This window comes from Pseudomonas brassicacearum, assembly GCF_918698105.1.
Taxonomy (GTDB): domain Bacteria; phylum Pseudomonadota; class Gammaproteobacteria; order Pseudomonadales; family Pseudomonadaceae; genus Aquipseudomonas; species Aquipseudomonas brassicacearum_F.
The window spans coordinates 1-15,306 of record NZ_CAKKMI010000116.1; the positions used below are offsets into that span (position 1 = coordinate 1).

Sequence of the window (15,306 nt, forward strand, 5' to 3'; positions counted from 1 at the left end):
CGATAGCGGCGGGTCTGCGTGCATTAATGTTGAATGTGCCGCCGCCATCGCGAGCAGGCTCGCTCCCACAAGGGACATGTCGGGAATCCGAGGGATTACAACTCGAACCGCAGCTCCGGCCAGATTGGCGACGTGCCGCGCTTCTGGGACTCCAGGATCGCCCGGCACAACGAGCACAGGCGATGATCCTGGAAAATCTTGCGATCGACGCTCGACCAGCGTGGCTGGGCAGGCAGCAGGCTGCCGCAGAGGGTCCGGTCGGCCGAGCCACCCAGCTCCAACTGCCGGGTCACCAGGTGCACCCGCACTTCCTGGCAGGCGAACAGATCCAGCTGCTCGTCAGGCTCGATCAGTTGGTAGGCAAACAGGGACCAGGCGGGACGCGGCATCGGGGGCTCCAAATCGGGGGCGCCACATTAGCCGAAAGCCCGCCGCTAGAAAAGCGTCAAAGCAGCGGTTTCAGTGTCGGCCAGACATTTTCCAGCAACTTGCCCTGGGCCGCGACGGACGGGTGCAATCCGTCGCCTTGCATCATGGTCGGGACGCCACCGACGTCCTTGAGGAAAAACGGCACCAGCGGGACTTTTTTCTCTTCGGCCAGGGTGCTGTAGACCCGGGCAAACGCGTCGGTGTAGCGCCGTCCGTAATTGGGTGGCAGTTGCATGCCCAGCAAAAGCACCTGGGCACCGCTGGCGCGGGCGCTGTCGATCATCGCTGCAAGGTTTTGTTGCAATTGCGTTGGAGGCTGTCCGCGCAAGCCATCGTTACCGCCCAGCTCCAGGATCACCAGGTCCGGCTTGTGGGCTGCAAGCAGCGCTGGCAGCCGCGCCTGGCCTCCGGCGCTGGTGTCGCCACTGATGGACGCGTTGACCACTTTATCGTCAAAACCCTCGGCCTTGAGCCGTTGTTCGAGCAACGCCACCCACCCTTGCCGGGTATCCAGGCCGAAAGCCGCGCTGATACTATCGCCAACGATCAGGACTGTACCCGCCGCTGCGTTCTGGGCCATGCACATCAAGGCCAGGCCGGCACTCAAAAACCACACACGCATCGGATTCTCCATGGGCTCAAGCATTCTCACCGCGACGGACCTTAGCAAAGTGGTCTCCAGCGCGGAAGGTGAACTGACCATCCTGCACGAACTCAGCCTGGAACTGAACAAAGGCGATAGCCTGGCTATCGTCGGCGCGTCCGGTTCCGGCAAATCCACGCTCCTGGGCCTGCTGGCCGGCCTCGACCTGCCCAGCAGCGGCGAGGTGACGCTGGCCGGCCAGGCCCTCAGCGCACTGGATGAAGACCAGCGTGCGCGGATTCGCGCCGAGCATGTCGGTTTCGTCTTCCAGTCGTTCCAGTTGCTCGACAGCCTCAATGCGCTGGAAAACGTCATGCTGCCGTTGGAACTGGACGGGCGCAAGGATGCCCGCGAACGCGCCACGCAACTGTTGCAGCGCGTCGGCCTGGGCCAGCGCCTGACTCACTCGCCGCGCCAGCTCTCCGGTGGCGAACAGCAACGCGTGGCGATTGCCCGCGCCTTTGCCGCCGAGCCCGACGTGCTGTTTGCCGACGAACCCACCGGCAACCTCGACAGCCACACCGGCGAGCGCATCAGCGACCTGCTGTTCGAATTGAACAAGGAACGCGGTACGACCCTGGTCCTGGTGACCCATGATGAACGCTTGGCCCATCGCTGCCGGCGCCTGATCCGACTTGAAGCCGGCGAGATGGTCGCCCCTCTGGAGCCTTGATGGCACGCTTGCCGCTGTTGCGCCTGTTCAGTCTCGCTGTCCGTCAATTGCTTCGCGATGCCCGCGCCGGTGAGTTGCGGGTGTTGTTCTTCGCCCTGCTCGTGGCCGTGGCGGCGAGTACCGCCATCGGTTACTTCGGTGCCCGCCTCAACGGCGCGATGATGATGCGCGCCACCGAGTTCCTCGGTGCCGACCTGCTGCTTGAAGGCAGCTCCCCCGCCCGTGCGGAGCAGATCCGCAGCGGCACCGAACTGGGCCTGGAACACGCCCGGGTCGTGGAGTTCTCCAGTGTCGTGGCCACCGATAATGGTATCCAGCTGTCCAGCGTCAAGGCGGCCGATGACCGCTACCCCTTGCGCGGCGAGCTGAAAAGCACCCCCACCCCGTTCGCCCCGGAAGAAATCGGCGGACGTCCGAACCCTGGCGAGGCCTGGGTCGAAGCTCGGCTGCTGACGGCACTGGACCTGAAGATCGGCGACAGCATCGACGTCGGCAACCAGACCTTGCGCCTGAGCCGCGTGCTGACTTATGAGCCCGATCGCGCCGGCAACTTCTACAGCCTCACCCCGCGGGTGCTGATCAACCTCAAGGACCTGGAGGCCACCGGCGTGGTCCAGCCGGGCAGCCGTGTCAGTTATCGCGACCTGTGGCGCGGCCCGGCATCGGCGCTGCAAACCTACCGCGACCTGGTCAAGCCTGGCCTTGAAGCCAACCAGCGCCTGCAGGATGCCCGCGACGGTAACCGGCAAATCGGTGGCGCCCTGGGCAAGGCCGAACGCTACCTGAACATGGCCAGCCTGGTGGCGGTGTTGCTGTCCGGTGTCGCCGTTGCACTCTCGGCCAACCGCTTCGCCACCCGACGATTCGATGCCAGCGCGCTGCTGCGCTGCCTGGGCCTGTCACGCCGGGAAACCATGGTGCTGTTCAGCCTGCAACTGACGGTGCTGGGCCTGCTCGCCAGCATCAGTGGCGCCCTGCTTGGCTGGATCGCCCAACTGGGCCTGTTCGCCCTGCTCCATGACCTGCTGCCCACTACCGTTCCGCCGGGCGGCCTGCTGCCGGCGATCGCCGGGATCGGCACCGGACTGGTGGCATTGGCGGGGTTCGCCCTGCCGCCACTGGCTGCGCTGGGTCGGGTACCACCGTTGCGCGTGTTGCGCCGGGACATGCTGCCGATCCCCTCCAGCTCTTGGGTAATCTACGGTGCCGCGCTGGGCGCCCTGGGCCTGATCATGTGGCGCCTGAGCCTGGACCTGGTCCTCACCTTCGCCCTGCTGGGTGGTGGCGTCGTCGCCGCCCTGGTGCTCGGCGGCTTGCTATTGCTGCTGCTCCAGAGCCTGCGTCGCCTGCTGGCCCGCGCTTCCCTGCCCTGGCGGCTGGGCCTCGGCCAGTTGCTGCGTCATCCCTTGGCGGCAGCCGGCCAGGCCCTGGCGTTCGGCCTGATCCTGTTGTCCATGGCGTTGATCGCGCTGTTACGCGGCGAGCTGCTGGACACCTGGCAAAACCAGTTACCCAAAAACGCCCCGAACTATTTCGCCCTGAATATCCTGCCCAACGACAAGCAGGCCTTCACCGACAAGCTGCTGGCATTGTCGGCGCAATCAGCCCCGCTCTACCCGGTGGTCCCCGGGCGCCTCATCAGCATCAATGGCGAACCGGCCACAGAGTTCGTCACCAAGGACTCGGCGGGTGACCGAGCGCTGCAACGTGACCTGAGCCTGACCTGGGCCGCGGACCTGCCGGCGGGCAACATCGTCACCGCAGGGACCTGGTGGCCGCAGCAGCCACCGGACGATATCCCGGGGGTTTCGGTGGAAGGCAAAGTGGCCGAGAACCTCAAGATCAAGCTGGGCGACCGCCTGGTGTTCAGCGTGGGCGGCGTCAACCGTGAAGCGAAGGTCACCAGCCTGCGGGAGATCAACTGGGACAATTTCCAGCCCAACTTCTTCATGATCTTCCAGCCCGGCACATTGAAGGATCTGCCGACGACCTATCTCACCAGTTTCTACCTGGCGGCGGGCCACGACCAACAGATCGTCGACCTGTCCCGAGCCTTTCCGGCGGTGACGATCCTGCAAGTCGAGGCCCTGCTCGAGCAACTGCGCAGCATCCTGGCCCAGGTGACCCTGGCGGTGGAGTATGTGTTGCTGTTCGTGCTGGCAGCGGGGATGGCGGTGTTGTTTTCCGGCCTGCAGGCGACCCTCGACGAGCGCATTCGCCAAGGCGCGCTATTGCGCGCACTGGGCGCCGAACGGCCCCTGCTGGTCAAGGCCCGGCGCATCGAGTTCGGCCTGCTGGGCGCGGTCAGTGGCCTGCTCGCGGCCCTGGGTTCGGAGCTGGTGAGCCTGGTGCTTTACCGGTACGCCTTCGACCTGCCCTGGCATCCGCATCCCTGGCTGTTGGCACTGCCGCTGCTGGGGGCCTTGTTGATCGGCGCGGCCGGTGTGTTTGGCACCCGTCGGGCGCTCAATGCCAGCCCGCTGACAGTATTGCGCGAGGGTTGATAGACTCCAGGCTTCGCTATTACAAGAAGTTGCCATGAGCCGTTATCGCCCACCCCGCACCGCCGGCACCGCGCTGATCACCCCCGAGGGTGAAGCGCGGATGCGCGCTGAATTCCATGAGCTGTGGCATGTGCGCCGTCCCCAGGTGACCCAGGCGGTCAGCGAGGCGGCGGCCCAGGGTGATCGTTCGGAAAACGCCGAATACACCTACGGCAAGAAAATGCTGCGGGAAATCGACAGTCGCGTGCGCTTCCTCACCAAGCGCCTTGAAGCGCTTAAAGTGGTCAGTGAAAAACCCAGCGATCCAAACAAGGTGTACTTCGGTGCCTGGGTGACGGTCGAAGATGAGGATGGCAAGGAATCACGCTATCGCATCGTCGGCCCGGACGAGCTGGACCTGAAGCAGAACCTGATCAGTATCGACTCACCGTTGGCACGGGCCCTGATCGGCAAGGCCCTGGACGCCGAAGTCAGCGTCCAGACGCCTACCGGCGAGAAACGGGTCTACATCGTGGACATCGCGTATCCGTAATCCTCGCCTCAGCGGCGCGTGATCAATCCCTGTCGGGCGACACGGGTCAACTGCCGGATCATTTCAGGCGCGTCCGCTGCACTGGGGGACTGGATGACGGCCAGGTCGAAACTGTCATTGGCGAAACGCGCCAGTGACTCGCCGTCTTCGACAAACTGGATCAGGAACGCAGCGGGCCCATGGTTGCGACGCGGCCAGCCATCGAGATAGCGCAAGAGCGTTGGCTGGTGGGTGCCGCCCAGGAGAATTTTCGGGTTACGTTGGACAAGGTTCGCCGTGATCGGCGCAAGACGTACTAGGGGGCTGGGTGCGTTCATTGTGTCGTGTCTCTGCCTCAAAAGTCTGCATGGCAGGTGAGAGGCAACACCGAACCAGCGCTTTAGCGGTATTTCGAAGCCTTGTCTTCGGCTTCTATCGGCGACTGGATTGAGTCACCTGGCGCCCCGCAAGTAGCTGTTTAAATCGGCGCATGAGCGGCATCCTAGAGAAGCTGACTGGGCAGTGTCAAGAATCACTTCCCATAAAAAAGGCCCGTACAAGAGGTAATGCTGTTCACTTGAGCCACCCTTATTGAGAATTCTGATTATCTGTTCTGAGAGGCGTGGTTTGGTGTGTATATCCGTTTTTTGCGTAACGGCGGCTTAGGGTTCCGCCCTGACGGCGGCTCACTTTTGAGAAGCGCAAAAGTAAGCAAAACGCTCTTGCCCCACCACTTGGCACCTCGCCTAGGCTCGGTGTGCCCTCACTCCGGCATTGCTCCGTGGGCCGCCGCGAAGGGCCATCCATGGCCCAGCGCGGCTAACCCGGCATCCATGCCGGGTTGCCCACTTCGCAATGCCTGCGTTCGGCCAGCGTGGTTAACGGGGCGCCCCAGATCAAGATCTGAAGCAAGAGCAATAGCGGGGCACATGCCGGCATCTATGTGGCTGGGCCACTGCTATCGCGAGCAAGCTCGCTCCCACATGGATTTGTGGGCGTTCACAACATTTGCACACGATACAAAAACCTGTGGGAGCGAGCTTGCTCGCGATGAGGCCGGCACATCCAACATCACCGCAAACTGACACATCGTCTTCGCGAGCAAGCTTTGCTCCCACAGATCTAACGGGTGTACGACCAGGAGAGCCAGGTCGGCTGTTAGGCCGCCTCGCGGTGGACGTTGATCTCGGCGCCCCGTTAACCACGCTGGCTGAACGAAGGTATTGCGCAGTGGGCATCCCGGCATGGATGCCGGGATAGCCGCGCTGGGCCATGGATGGCCCTTCGCGGCGGCCCACGGAGCAATGCCTTCGTTCAGGCATGCCGAGCCTAGGCGAGGCACCGAGTGGTGGGGCAGGAGCGCTTTGGTTACTTTCGACTGGGCCGGCTTCCGGGCTTTTCGAAAGTGAGCCGCTGTAAGAGCGGAACCCTAAGCGGCCGTTACCGCAGCAACGGATATACACACCAAAAAAAACCCAAAAAAACGGCGCGTCCCATTTCTGGAAGAAGCGCCGTTTTTCCTAAGTGAACAACATTACGTACAAGACGAGCCTCGAATTCAAATCGAGCAATCAACCCGCGATGGCGCGATCGACCGACAGCTTGCCCGCCCCTTCGATCAGCACGGCAATACTGCCCGCCAGCAACGCCAGGGCAAACTCATAACCGTTGTTGGCCATGAACAAGCCATTACCGATGTGCACAGAGAAAATCGCCACCAGCGACAGGAAGGCCAGGCCCAGTGCCGCAGGACGCGCCAGCAGACCGATGATCAGCGCCAGCCCGGCGAAAAACTCCGTACCGCCCGCCAGTGTCGCCATCACGTAGCCCGGGGTCAGGCCGATGCTTTCCATCCACTGCGCCGTGCCTGCCAGGCCGTAGCCACCGAACAGGCCGAAGAGTTTCTGCGAGCCGTGGGCAGCAAATATGACACCAACGGCGATGCGCAGGACAGTCAGGCCGTAGCCTGCGCGGCTAAACAGAACTTTGTTGATGAGAGTGCTCATAAGGTCATTCCTTGGGAGTAGTAGAGAGTGGCCGCTATATTAATCAATAAAATTCATGTTAAAAGCGGAAAAAATCCGTAATACCAATCAATTTATTCGATCATTTACGCAGTGCAACCTTTTGCTCCTTCGGTTCCAAGGACTCCCGTTCACGATCAAATGCCAGGTAGTACTTATTCACACTATTAACATAGCTGACGGCGCCCATTCCCACCTGCTCCATGGCAATGCGCTCGACCTGGAAAAACCATTGGTTGGGGTTCAGTCCCCGCCGCCGGGCCTCGGCTCGCATGCCCTGGACGCGCTCGGGGCCCATGTTGTAGGCGGCCAAGACAAAGGCCATGCGCTCGCGCTCGTTGAGCTTGGGACTGGCAAAGAACTTGCGGCGGATAAGGGCCAGGTACTTGGCGCCAGCCTGCACATTGGCATCCAGGTTCTGGATGTTATCGACGCCGACCCGCTGAGCCGCCGATGGGGTGATCTGCATCAGGCCGGTGGGGCCTGTGCCACTGCGGGCGTTGGGTTGCAGGGCTGATTCCTTGAAGGCCAGGGCCGCCAGGTTGAGCCAGTCCATGCCTTGGGCATCGGCATGTTTTTGCAACACCGGGCGCAGTTTTTCCAGGCGTTGGCGATCAGCCCGGGCCAGCGGATAGTGGACTTGGTACAAACGACGGTAGATGCGCAGGAATGCCGCGTCTTCGTTGGCGGGCACCTTGTAGGTCGCCAGGAATCGGTCGATGCTCGCTCGCAGCATGGCGGCGTCACGGCGAACGAACCAATACTCGTCACTCGGCTCACCGATCAGAACCTGACGGTCGAAGCGCAACTTGGGCAGGATCTTGCTCCAGCGCTCGGCGATGGGCTGCTCGACGATGGTCAAATGGAAAATCCCACCCTGGACCATTTCCAGGACATCCTCCACAGCCAGGGTGGGATCGACCCATTCGACCTTCACCGGCGGCAGTTTGAGCAGCGCCAGTTTCTGGTTGATCTGGCTCACCGCGTCCCCCGCCGCGCTGCCGTTGGGCAGGGCCAGGGTCTTGCCGGAAAGTTGCTCCACACGGGTGTAGCGCTTCTCGCCCTTGATACCCACCAGCAGCAACGGCACGTCGGTACGGATCGGATCGCTGGCGCTGACCGCATGGCCGGCCTGCAGCTCAAGCAACTCACCCGGCGCTACCAGGTCGCCCTCCCCGCGCTGCAAGGCGCCGAGCAACTGGTCCTTGGCCATGGGAATGATCTTGAGGGTAATTTCCTGGCCATCCCGGGCGTGGCCGTTGAGGTATTGCTCGAAGGCTCGCAGCCGATGGTATTCGACGCCAATGGGTTGGCCCTGGACTTCACCGGAGCTGTTGCGGCTCTGGTTGACCAAGACCTTTAACACACGGCTGCTGCGGATTTGCGCCAGGTCGCGCACCGTGCCCGGCGCCACCGCCTGCACCGGCCCGGGCAGCCGCGCCTCGGCCGGCATTGGCAACCACAGCGAACAACACAACAGTAGCAATACCTGGGGACGTGTCATCCACTCTCCGGAAGGAATACTGCGGACCGCCTCCCTTGAAAAACGAGGCTGAGTCGACAGAAACAGAGCGCCTGGGGCGCTGAAAAAGTGCGGAAGACTGGCACAGTGATGGCTTTTATACCAACCCGATGTGTCTCGCGGCCTTAACAGACAGCCTCAACTCGTTGTAGTTCTTGGCTTTTCTTATAAATCTACAGCTCTGATATGCTTTCCAGCCTTTGGGCCGAGGTAGCACCATGCAACTCATCGATATCGGCGTCAACCTGACCAACCCCAGTTTCGCCGACAAACATCAGGCGGTGCTTGAGCGCGCCTATGAATCCGGGGTCTGCCAACTGGTCTTGACCGGCACCAGTATCGAGGGCAGCGAACAGGCCCTCGAACTGTGCCAACACCTCGACGATACGGGCGAGCGACTGTTTTCCACCGCCGGCATTCACCCCCACAGCGCCAGCGAGTGGACCGCCGACAGCGCCCGGCACCTCAAGGATCTGCTGATGCACAGCCGCGTGCGCGCGGTGGGCGAATGCGGGCTGGATTTCAACCGGGACTTCTCTCCCCGACCGCAACAGGAAAAGGTCCTGGAAGAACACCTCGCCTTGGCGGTCCAGTTGCAATTGCCGGTGTTCCTGCATGAACGCGACGCCGACCAGCGCTTGCTGGACATCCTCCGGGATTTTCGCGATCAATTGCCGGCAGCCGTGGTGCATTGCTTCACCGGTGAAAAAAGGGCGCTGTTCAGCTACCTCGACCTGGACCTGCACATCGGCATCACCGGCTGGATCTGCGACGAACGCCGGGGCACGCACCTGCACCCGTTGGTGCGCGAGATACCCCGTGGTCGGCTGATGCTCGAAAGCGACGCACCGTACCTGCTGCCCCGCACACTGCGCCCCAAACCCAAGAACGGCCGCAACGAACCGGCCTACCTGCCAGAGGTGTTGCGCGAAGTGGCCTTGCACCGGGGCGAAACCCAGGAGGACCTGGCAGCCCACAGCACCGCCTGCGCCCGGGTGTTTTTTGGTTTACCCACACTCTCCTGAATCCTGCAGATCCCTGTGGGAGCGAGCTTGCTCGCGATAGCGGCGGATCAGCCTGCACATTGGCTGACTGACACACTGCTATCGCGAGCAAGCTCGCTCCCACAAGGGGATCTGGTTGTCTGTTAGATCAGATCAAACCCAGGGATCGGCGTTGCCTGTGGGCCCACATCAAAACCCTGGGGTCGGTGTTGTCTGTTGACCCACATCAAAATCCCGTCACCTGAGTAGCGGCAGAATAATGGCACCTTGCCAATGCTGTTTCCGCTATCAGAGAAGACCTTCCATGGGTGCCTGGCTTAGCAATATCTCGCTGAAATACAAATTCTGGGCGGTCAATGCGGTCGCCTTTGTCACCACCTTGCTGCTGGTGCTCTACGCGGTGCATCTCGAACAGCAGGCGCGCAACCACGCGGCCCAGGCGAACGCCCAGGCCCAGGCACACCTGCTGGATGCCTGGCCGGCCGGAACGCCCTTGCCCAAGGTCGACTGTCTCCTGGCATTCCAGCGCGACCAGAATCCCGTTCTCAACGAACAACCATTGCCTTCGTTGGCCCAGGCCAACGGCTGGGTCGAACTCGACGCCGGGCTGCTGTTTGGCGACGACCCGCTGCTGGGTGCCCAAGTGATCCGTCGAGGTGACGGCCAACAACTCGCCGTGTTGGCCCAAGGTGTGAGCCTGAGCCAAGTGTTCGGCGAACGCTTCAGCCAATACGCCGCAGCCGTGTTCGTGTTGATGCTGGCGATGCTGGGCGCCTCGCAGTTGTTGATCCGTTTCTTGCTCAGCCAGCTCAACACGCTCAAAGACGTGATGCTGCACGTGGAAAAAACCGGTGACCTGTCCGCCCGCGTGCCCCTGGCCTGCAAGGACGAAGTGGGCCAGATGGCGGCCGCATTCAACGCCATGCAGGCCGGTTATCAACGAGTCGTCGACACTGTTGCCAGCACCGCCCGGCAGTTGGACAGTGGTGCGGCGCGTCTGGCGTCGAGCATGAACGATGTTCGCCACGGCATGCTCGGCCAGCAAAGCGAAACCGACCAGGCGGCCACGGCGATCAACGAAATGTCCGCCACGGTTTATCACATCGCCCAGCATGCCGGCGCCACCCGCGACCTGTCGAAAACCGCCGACACCCTGGCCGGCAACGGTCAGGAAGTGGTCGGTCGGGTGCAACAGTCGATCACCGGGCTGTCTTCGGGTGTGCAGCAGACCGCCGAAATGATCCAGCGCCTGGCCGAAGACAGCCAAAAGATCAATGGCGTGGTCAGTGTGATCCACAGCATCGCCGAACAAACCAATCTGCTGGCCCTGAACGCGGCCATCGAAGCGGCGCGGGCCGGAGAAATGGGCCGAGGCTTTGCCGTGGTGGCGGACGAGGTGCGCAACCTGGCCAAGCGGGTACAGACCTCCACGGATGAAATCACCACCATGGTTTCGGCCCTGCAGGCCGGGACCCGAGACGCCGTGGACTTCATGCAGGAAAGTTCGCTCAAGGCTGACGATTGCGTGCAACAGGCCCGCGAGGCCGGTGACGCGTTGGCACAGATCACCGCAGCGGTGGCGCAAATGCGCGAAAGCAACACCCAGATCGCTGTCGCGGCCGAGCAGCAAAGCCACGTCGCCGAGGAAATGAACCGGGCGGTAGTAAGTATTCGCGACGTGACCGAGAACACCGTGCGCCAGACCGTCGACTCAGCGACCACCAGCGATGAATTGGCGACGTTGGCGGGCGAGTTGAGCAAGGCGATTGGGCAGTTGAAACTTTGAGGACGCCTTCGCGAGCAAGCTCGCTCCCACACTGAATCGAGTCGGACACAAATGCGGTGAACCAGCAGGTCCCATGTGGGAGCGAGCTTGCTCGCGAAGAGGCCAGAACAGCCACCCCAAATACAACTTTTGAAACCCTATCGACCCGATAACCAACCTCGATTCGCAGGCGCCTTGGGCGGCACCTATTCTTCAAGCATAAGTGCACACGAATCAAGGAACAGCATCATGGGCAAACGTCACCCCAATCTTCCGGCCTGGCAATGGCGCGCCTACCCAGATAATCATCGGCACCCCGCCAACCTGGTGTTGCACCTGATTGCCGTGCCGCTGTTCATCATCGCGTTTCTGCTGATTGTGTCGGGGGTGTTCAGCTTGAGCCTGGGCGATGTCGCCATCGGCATCATCGGCCTGCTCGCGGCGCTCGGCTTGCAACGTCACGGGCACAGCCTGGAGGCCCAGGCCTCCGAGCCGTTCAGCGATCGCAAGGATGCCGTGTCACGCCTGTTGGTGGAACAGTTCCTGACTTTCCCACGGTTCTTTCTCAGCGGTGGCTGGTGGCGCGCCTGGCGGGAGCGCCACCGTCACCACCGCAAACCTTGACCGGAGCAAGTCTTAACCGGAGCAGCCTTACCCAAAGATCGTGACCGTCTGCCGGCTCAGGGCGATCAAGCGGCCATCGGCGCTCCAGAACTTCGCGGCGACATGACCATAGCCGTCCTGGGCATGTTCGATCTCGGCCAGGTACTTGCACCAGTCCAGTGTCGTGAGCTCCAGCAGCGGCTGGACGAACTCGATGGTCCACGTGAGCGTGCTGCCCGGGGCCATTTGCGAAAGGTGAGGCAACAAGGCCGGCGGCCAGGCATCGACCAAGGCCAGGATGTGGCTTTCGTTCAGCGGTTCCTCTTTCACGTCCCCGCGCAAACGCACCCAACCGCCCATGCTCCGGGACTTGTTGCCGCTGAACGGCAAGCCGCCAACGCTCCAGCGCATCGCCAAGTGACGCATGAATTCCGGGGTCATGCCTTTGACATAAGGCAGCTCCTGGCATTGCTCCACGCTTTTGAATTCTGGCGCGGGATCGGCCTGCACCGCCACCACGGATGAGCGCGACGCGCCGAAACTGCCTTGCACCACGGTCACCACCTGGCCGTTCTGCACCGCGCGCCCCAACACCTGGCTCACGGCCTTGCCTTCACGCAATACGTCGACTTCGAAACTGACAGGCACGTCGGGTTCGACCGGGCCGACAAAGGTGATCGCCAGCGAGCGCACCGGGCGGTCCGCCGGCACTTGGGCACGCATCGCCTCGTATTGCAGCGCCGCCACCAACCCGCCAAAACTGGCACGCCCCTGGCCCCATTCAGGCGCGATGCTCACCGCACCGGGCTGCCGGCGCACGGCATCGATCAAATCGGAAAAGCGCATGACGACCTCGAAAACAGGGGAAAAAGATGAAGGGATCTTAACCAGCCCGGGCCGGCGGCACAGGGCTCATTCCGGCCAAAGAGACTGACAGAAAAGCCGCAGTCTTTGAATTCCCCCCAAACCAATGTGGGAGCGAGCTTGCTCGCGATAGCGGTGTATCAGTCAATCTGTACGCGAACTGACCCTCCGCTATCGCGAGCAAGCTCGCTCCCACAGGGGGGGAAGTCCCACAGGGGGATGTGCTGGGGTTCAGGACTTTTCGAAGCAACTGGCAATCAGCTTGTCGAGCACCTTGTCGGACTTGGCCTCGGCCTTTTCCATCGCGGCGTGCCAGGTCGGCACACAAGCGTGCAGGTCGGTTTCTTCCTTGGCCCTGGCCAGCCATTGCCAGCAATCGTGCCAATCGCCCAGCGCGGCCTGGGCGGACTTGAGCCGGGGCATGGCTGCTTCGGGCAGGCGGTCGAGTTCAGGGTAGGCTTCGATGGCGTAGCGCACGCGCTTGATCAGCAGGCGCAATCGATGGCGGTCATGGGCCGGATCGCGCAGGGCTTCGCCGAGTTTTTTCCACTGTTTGTCCAGGCGCTTTTCGATGCGTTTGCGCAAGCCCTTCAACAGCCCCTCACGCTGGGCGGCGCGAATGAAGCGCGGGAAGGCATCGAGGATCATCAACAACTGCCCCAACTCAACACTCGCGGCCACGGCGGGATACGCATGGGCCATTTGCACCTGGCGTCGCCGCGCCGCCTCGGCCTGGCCATGCTGCTCCAGGTAAGCGGCCAACACTTCCCTATCGCGCAAGGGCGTGGTCAGGGTGCCGACCGCCGAAGCAGCCGTTTCCAACTGCTCGACGCCGGGCAACCCACGCAATGGACGAAGCAGGCTGCGCAAACGGCGTACCGTGGTCCGCAGGTCATGCAGCGCTTCGCTGTCGGTATGGGCATTCAAGCGGGCCTGACAGGCCAACAGGCGGACTTCCAGGCCCAGTATCCGGGCCACCAGCCGATCGATCATGGACGTACTCCGTACACAGCGTTGAGCGTCAAGCCGCAAGCTACCAGTGAAAAACGATTTTGCATCCTTCCCTTGTAGCTTGCAGTTGAGTGCTTGTCGCTGCCTTTATCGTCCGGCGCGGGATTCGCGAATGTAGAACCGCGCCTTCTCGGCTTTCTTGGCGCAGCCTTCGAACGCTTCGAATTGCTGCTGGGTCTTGGCGCCCGTCAGCAGGGACAGGGCCTTGGAATAGCTGACGGTGCCGGCAAAACCTTCGGCCTTGGCCAGGTCCAGTTCATGCCAGGCGCTGTCGAGTTGGCTGCCACAACTGTCGCGGTAAGCGGTTTTGCCTGCACAACCGGCCAAGGCCAAAACCATCAAAGAAGCCACCAAGGGCAGGCGGATCCGGGCTTTCATCAATAACACCTCAAGTCAGGTCAACAGTCGTGCTATTAAGACGGTGGCAACGGCGAAAAGTGCCTTGCTTGACCGCGTAAATTCAAGTGTGGCCGAGCATACGCAAATGCCGCCACGGCGTGTCAAAAAACGACGCGTGCGCTACAGCGATTGAGCCAAGCCGTCGATGGGTGCATTGTTGAAATCTGTTCGACAAGAGGCCGGGTCATGACAAAACGTGTCGCATTGGTATTGGGTTCCGGTGGCGCCCGGGGCTATGCCCATATCGGGGTGATCGAAGAAATCGAACGACGTGGCTACGACATTGCCTGCATCGCCGGTTGTTCCATGGGCGCGGTCGTGGGTGGGATCTATGCGGCGGGCAAGCTTGAGGAGTACCGCAACTGGATTGAAAGCCTGGACTATCTGGACGTCCTGCGCCTGGTGGACGTCAGTTTTCGCCTGGGGGCGATCCGTGGCGAAAAGGTCTTCGGGCAGATCCGCAAGATCGTCGGCGAAATCAACATTGAACAATTGCGCATTCCCTACACCGCCGTCGCGACCGACCTGACCAACCAACAGGAAATCTGGTTCCAGGAAGGGTGCCTGCATCAAGCTATGCGCGCCTCGGCGGCGATTCCCAGCCTGTTCACGCCGGTAATGCAAGGCAACCGCATGCTGGTCGATGGCGGCCTGCTCAACCCGTTGCCGATCGTGCCGGTGGTGTCGAGCCACTGTGACCTGATCATCGCGGTCAACCTCAACGCCACCAACCAGAAACAGTATCGGTTACCGGTGATCCCGCGCCCCGCCGCGTTCCGGCGACGCTTCGACACCCTGGTCAGCTCGCTGGGTTCGCGCCTGCCGTTTCGCCGCAAGCAAGCCGAACAGCTGTTGCTGCTGGAGCAGGAAGCCTTGAAGGCCGAAGCCGCTGATATCAACCCGTGGATCGACTCGGCCGAGCCCGAAGGCCAACAACCGGCCGCCGCGCCAGAGAACGAAGGCGCACCGAAATCCGCCACCGGCTCGTTCATCATCGATAACGTCGGCCCGGCGTCGTTGCTGGACTTGATCAACCAGAGCTTCGAAGTGATGCAGACCTCGCTGGCCCAGTACAAGATCGCCGGTTACCCGCCGGATGTACTGATCAACGTGCCGAAACGGGTGTGCCGGTTCTTCGAGTTCTACAAGGCGCCGGAGTTGATCGCGTTGGGGCGGGAGATTGCCAGCGATACTTTGGATCGGTATGAGAGCGACCAGAACTGAGAGATATCGAGTGGCTGTTCGGGCCTCTTCGCGAGCAAGCTCGCTCCCACATTGATCTGCAGTGAACCCTGTGGGAGCGAGCTTGCTCGCGATGGCGGCAGCCCTGACAACACCAGACTAAAGCCCACCC

At 62.0% G+C, this 15,306-nt stretch carries 15 protein-coding genes; 7 read left to right on the forward strand and 8 right to left on the reverse strand.

Translation table 11 applies throughout. The features are described from left to right. Positions 1 to 95 precede the first annotated feature (95 nt). Together LQ215_RS27770 and LQ215_RS27775 are read right to left on the reverse strand one after the other, a co-directional pair. Complete coding sequence (locus tag LQ215_RS27770) at positions 96 to 389, reverse strand: hypothetical protein (RefSeq protein WP_003199347.1); 294 nt, start codon at positions 387 to 389, stop codon at positions 96 to 98. Between the two features lie 56 nt (positions 390 to 445). Next, the gene (locus LQ215_RS27775) at positions 446 to 1,051 is read right to left on the reverse strand and encodes an arylesterase (protein ID WP_230153482.1); all 606 of its coding nucleotides are present in this window, start codon (positions 1,049 to 1,051) and stop codon (positions 446 to 448) included. A gap of 10 nt (positions 1,052 to 1,061) precedes the next feature. On the opposite strand from LQ215_RS27775, the gene LQ215_RS27780 reads away from it, so the two are divergent. From LQ215_RS27780 to greB, 3 genes are read left to right on the forward strand one after another with little or no spacing between them, the layout of a single operon-like run. Next, the gene (locus LQ215_RS27780) at positions 1,062 to 1,745 is read left to right on the forward strand and encodes an ABC transporter ATP-binding protein (protein ID WP_003199342.1); all 684 of its coding nucleotides are present in this window, start codon (positions 1,062 to 1,064) and stop codon (positions 1,743 to 1,745) included. Beyond that, complete coding sequence (locus tag LQ215_RS27785; RefSeq protein ID WP_230153483.1) at positions 1,745 to 4,249, forward strand: ABC transporter permease; 2,505 nt, start codon at positions 1,745 to 1,747, stop codon at positions 4,247 to 4,249. The genes LQ215_RS27780 and LQ215_RS27785 overlap by 1 nt, the downstream gene beginning before the upstream one ends. Before the next feature lie 34 nt (positions 4,250 to 4,283). Continuing rightward, the gene (gene greB / locus LQ215_RS27790; RefSeq protein ID WP_003199337.1) at positions 4,284 to 4,781 is read left to right on the forward strand and encodes a transcription elongation factor GreB; all 498 of its coding nucleotides are present in this window, start codon (positions 4,284 to 4,286) and stop codon (positions 4,779 to 4,781) included. A gap of 8 nt (positions 4,782 to 4,789) precedes the next feature. Here the strand turns inward: greB and LQ215_RS27795 are convergent, their stop codons facing one another. The 3 genes from LQ215_RS27795 to LQ215_RS27805 form a co-directional block, all read right to left on the reverse strand. Beyond that, positions 4,790 to 5,098 (reverse strand): hypothetical protein, encoded by a 309-nt coding sequence (locus tag LQ215_RS27795; protein ID WP_024618163.1) that lies wholly within the window; start codon positions 5,096 to 5,098, stop codon positions 4,790 to 4,792. A 1,233-nt stretch (positions 5,099 to 6,331) separates the two neighbouring features. Next, positions 6,332 to 6,766 carry a DoxX family protein gene (locus tag LQ215_RS27800; protein WP_230153484.1) on the reverse strand — a complete coding sequence of 145 codons (435 nt, stop codon included), beginning with the start codon at positions 6,764 to 6,766 and terminating at the stop codon, positions 6,332 to 6,334. Between the two features lie 100 nt (positions 6,767 to 6,866). Further along, a complete protein-coding gene (locus tag LQ215_RS27805; RefSeq protein WP_230153485.1) occupies positions 6,867 to 8,288 on the reverse strand; it encodes a transglycosylase SLT domain-containing protein in 1,422 nt (473 codons plus the stop codon). Positions 8,289 to 8,524: 236 nt separating this feature from the next. On the opposite strand from LQ215_RS27805, the gene LQ215_RS27810 reads away from it, so the two are divergent. The 3 genes from LQ215_RS27810 (at position 8,525) to LQ215_RS27820 (ending at position 11,699) form a co-directional block, all read left to right on the forward strand. Continuing rightward, complete coding sequence (locus LQ215_RS27810; protein WP_230153486.1) at positions 8,525 to 9,331, forward strand: TatD family hydrolase; 807 nt, start codon at positions 8,525 to 8,527, stop codon at positions 9,329 to 9,331. Between the two features lie 283 nt (positions 9,332 to 9,614). Next, positions 9,615 to 11,096: a methyl-accepting chemotaxis protein gene (locus tag LQ215_RS27815; RefSeq protein WP_230153487.1), complete on the forward strand. Its 1,482-nt coding sequence runs from the start codon at positions 9,615 to 9,617 to the stop codon at positions 11,094 to 11,096. Between the two features lie 228 nt (positions 11,097 to 11,324). Then, a complete protein-coding gene (locus LQ215_RS27820) occupies positions 11,325 to 11,699 on the forward strand; it encodes a terminase (RefSeq protein ID WP_230153488.1) in 375 nt (124 codons plus the stop codon). 27 nt (positions 11,700 to 11,726) lie between these two features. On the opposite strand, the gene LQ215_RS27825 is transcribed toward LQ215_RS27820, so the two are convergent. The 3 genes from LQ215_RS27825 to LQ215_RS27835 form a co-directional block, all read right to left on the reverse strand. Next, entirely contained in the window at positions 11,727 to 12,524 is a 798-nt protein-coding gene (locus LQ215_RS27825; protein WP_230153489.1) for an acyl-CoA thioesterase, read from the reverse strand. A 249-nt stretch (positions 12,525 to 12,773) separates the two neighbouring features. After that, positions 12,774 to 13,535 (reverse strand): CHAD domain-containing protein, encoded by a 762-nt coding sequence (locus LQ215_RS27830; protein ID WP_230153490.1) that lies wholly within the window; start codon positions 13,533 to 13,535, stop codon positions 12,774 to 12,776. Between the two features lie 105 nt (positions 13,536 to 13,640). After that, positions 13,641 to 13,931, reverse strand: a complete 291-nt coding sequence (locus tag LQ215_RS27835; protein ID WP_003199317.1) for a hypothetical protein — start codon at positions 13,929 to 13,931, stop codon at positions 13,641 to 13,643. 207 nt (positions 13,932 to 14,138) lie between these two features. Here LQ215_RS27835 and LQ215_RS27840 point away from each other — a divergent pair, with 207 nt between their 5' ends. Next, positions 14,139 to 15,176, forward strand: a complete 1,038-nt coding sequence (locus LQ215_RS27840) for a patatin-like phospholipase family protein (RefSeq protein WP_003199314.1) — start codon at positions 14,139 to 14,141, stop codon at positions 15,174 to 15,176. Positions 15,177 to 15,306: the final 130 nt, after the last annotated feature.

Excerpts from the sequence above, each read along its gene's own strand:
- greB (WP_003199337.1), top strand. The coding sequence starts at position 4,284 with ATGAGCCGTTATCGCCCACCCCGCACCGCCGGCACCGCGCTGATCACC.
- LQ215_RS27835 (WP_003199317.1), bottom strand. The coding sequence starts at position 13,931 with ATGAAAGCCCGGATCCGCCTGCCCTTGGTGGCTTCTTTGATGGTTTTG.
- LQ215_RS27800 (WP_230153484.1), bottom strand. The coding sequence starts at position 6,766 with ATGAGCACTCTCATCAACAAAGTTCTGTTTAGCCGCGCAGGCTACGGC.
- LQ215_RS27825 (WP_230153489.1), bottom strand. The coding sequence starts at position 12,524 with ATGCGCTTTTCCGATTTGATCGATGCCGTGCGCCGGCAGCCCGGTGCG.
- LQ215_RS27785 (WP_230153483.1), top strand. The coding sequence starts at position 1,745 with ATGGCACGCTTGCCGCTGTTGCGCCTGTTCAGTCTCGCTGTCCGTCAA.
- LQ215_RS27830 (WP_230153490.1), bottom strand. The coding sequence starts at position 13,535 with ATGATCGATCGGCTGGTGGCCCGGATACTGGGCCTGGAAGTCCGCCTG.
- LQ215_RS27780 (WP_003199342.1), top strand. The coding sequence starts at position 1,062 with ATGGGCTCAAGCATTCTCACCGCGACGGACCTTAGCAAAGTGGTCTCC.
- LQ215_RS27805 (WP_230153485.1), bottom strand. The coding sequence starts at position 8,288 with ATGACACGTCCCCAGGTATTGCTACTGTTGTGTTGTTCGCTGTGGTTG.
- LQ215_RS27770 (WP_003199347.1), bottom strand. The coding sequence starts at position 389 with ATGCCGCGTCCCGCCTGGTCCCTGTTTGCCTACCAACTGATCGAGCCT.
- LQ215_RS27815 (WP_230153487.1), top strand. The coding sequence starts at position 9,615 with ATGGGTGCCTGGCTTAGCAATATCTCGCTGAAATACAAATTCTGGGCG.
- LQ215_RS27820 (WP_230153488.1), top strand. The coding sequence starts at position 11,325 with ATGGGCAAACGTCACCCCAATCTTCCGGCCTGGCAATGGCGCGCCTAC.
- LQ215_RS27795 (WP_024618163.1), bottom strand. The coding sequence starts at position 5,098 with ATGAACGCACCCAGCCCCCTAGTACGTCTTGCGCCGATCACGGCGAAC.
- LQ215_RS27840 (WP_003199314.1), top strand. The coding sequence starts at position 14,139 with ATGACAAAACGTGTCGCATTGGTATTGGGTTCCGGTGGCGCCCGGGGC.
- LQ215_RS27810 (WP_230153486.1), top strand. The coding sequence starts at position 8,525 with ATGCAACTCATCGATATCGGCGTCAACCTGACCAACCCCAGTTTCGCC.
- LQ215_RS27775 (WP_230153482.1), bottom strand. The coding sequence starts at position 1,051 with ATGCGTGTGTGGTTTTTGAGTGCCGGCCTGGCCTTGATGTGCATGGCC.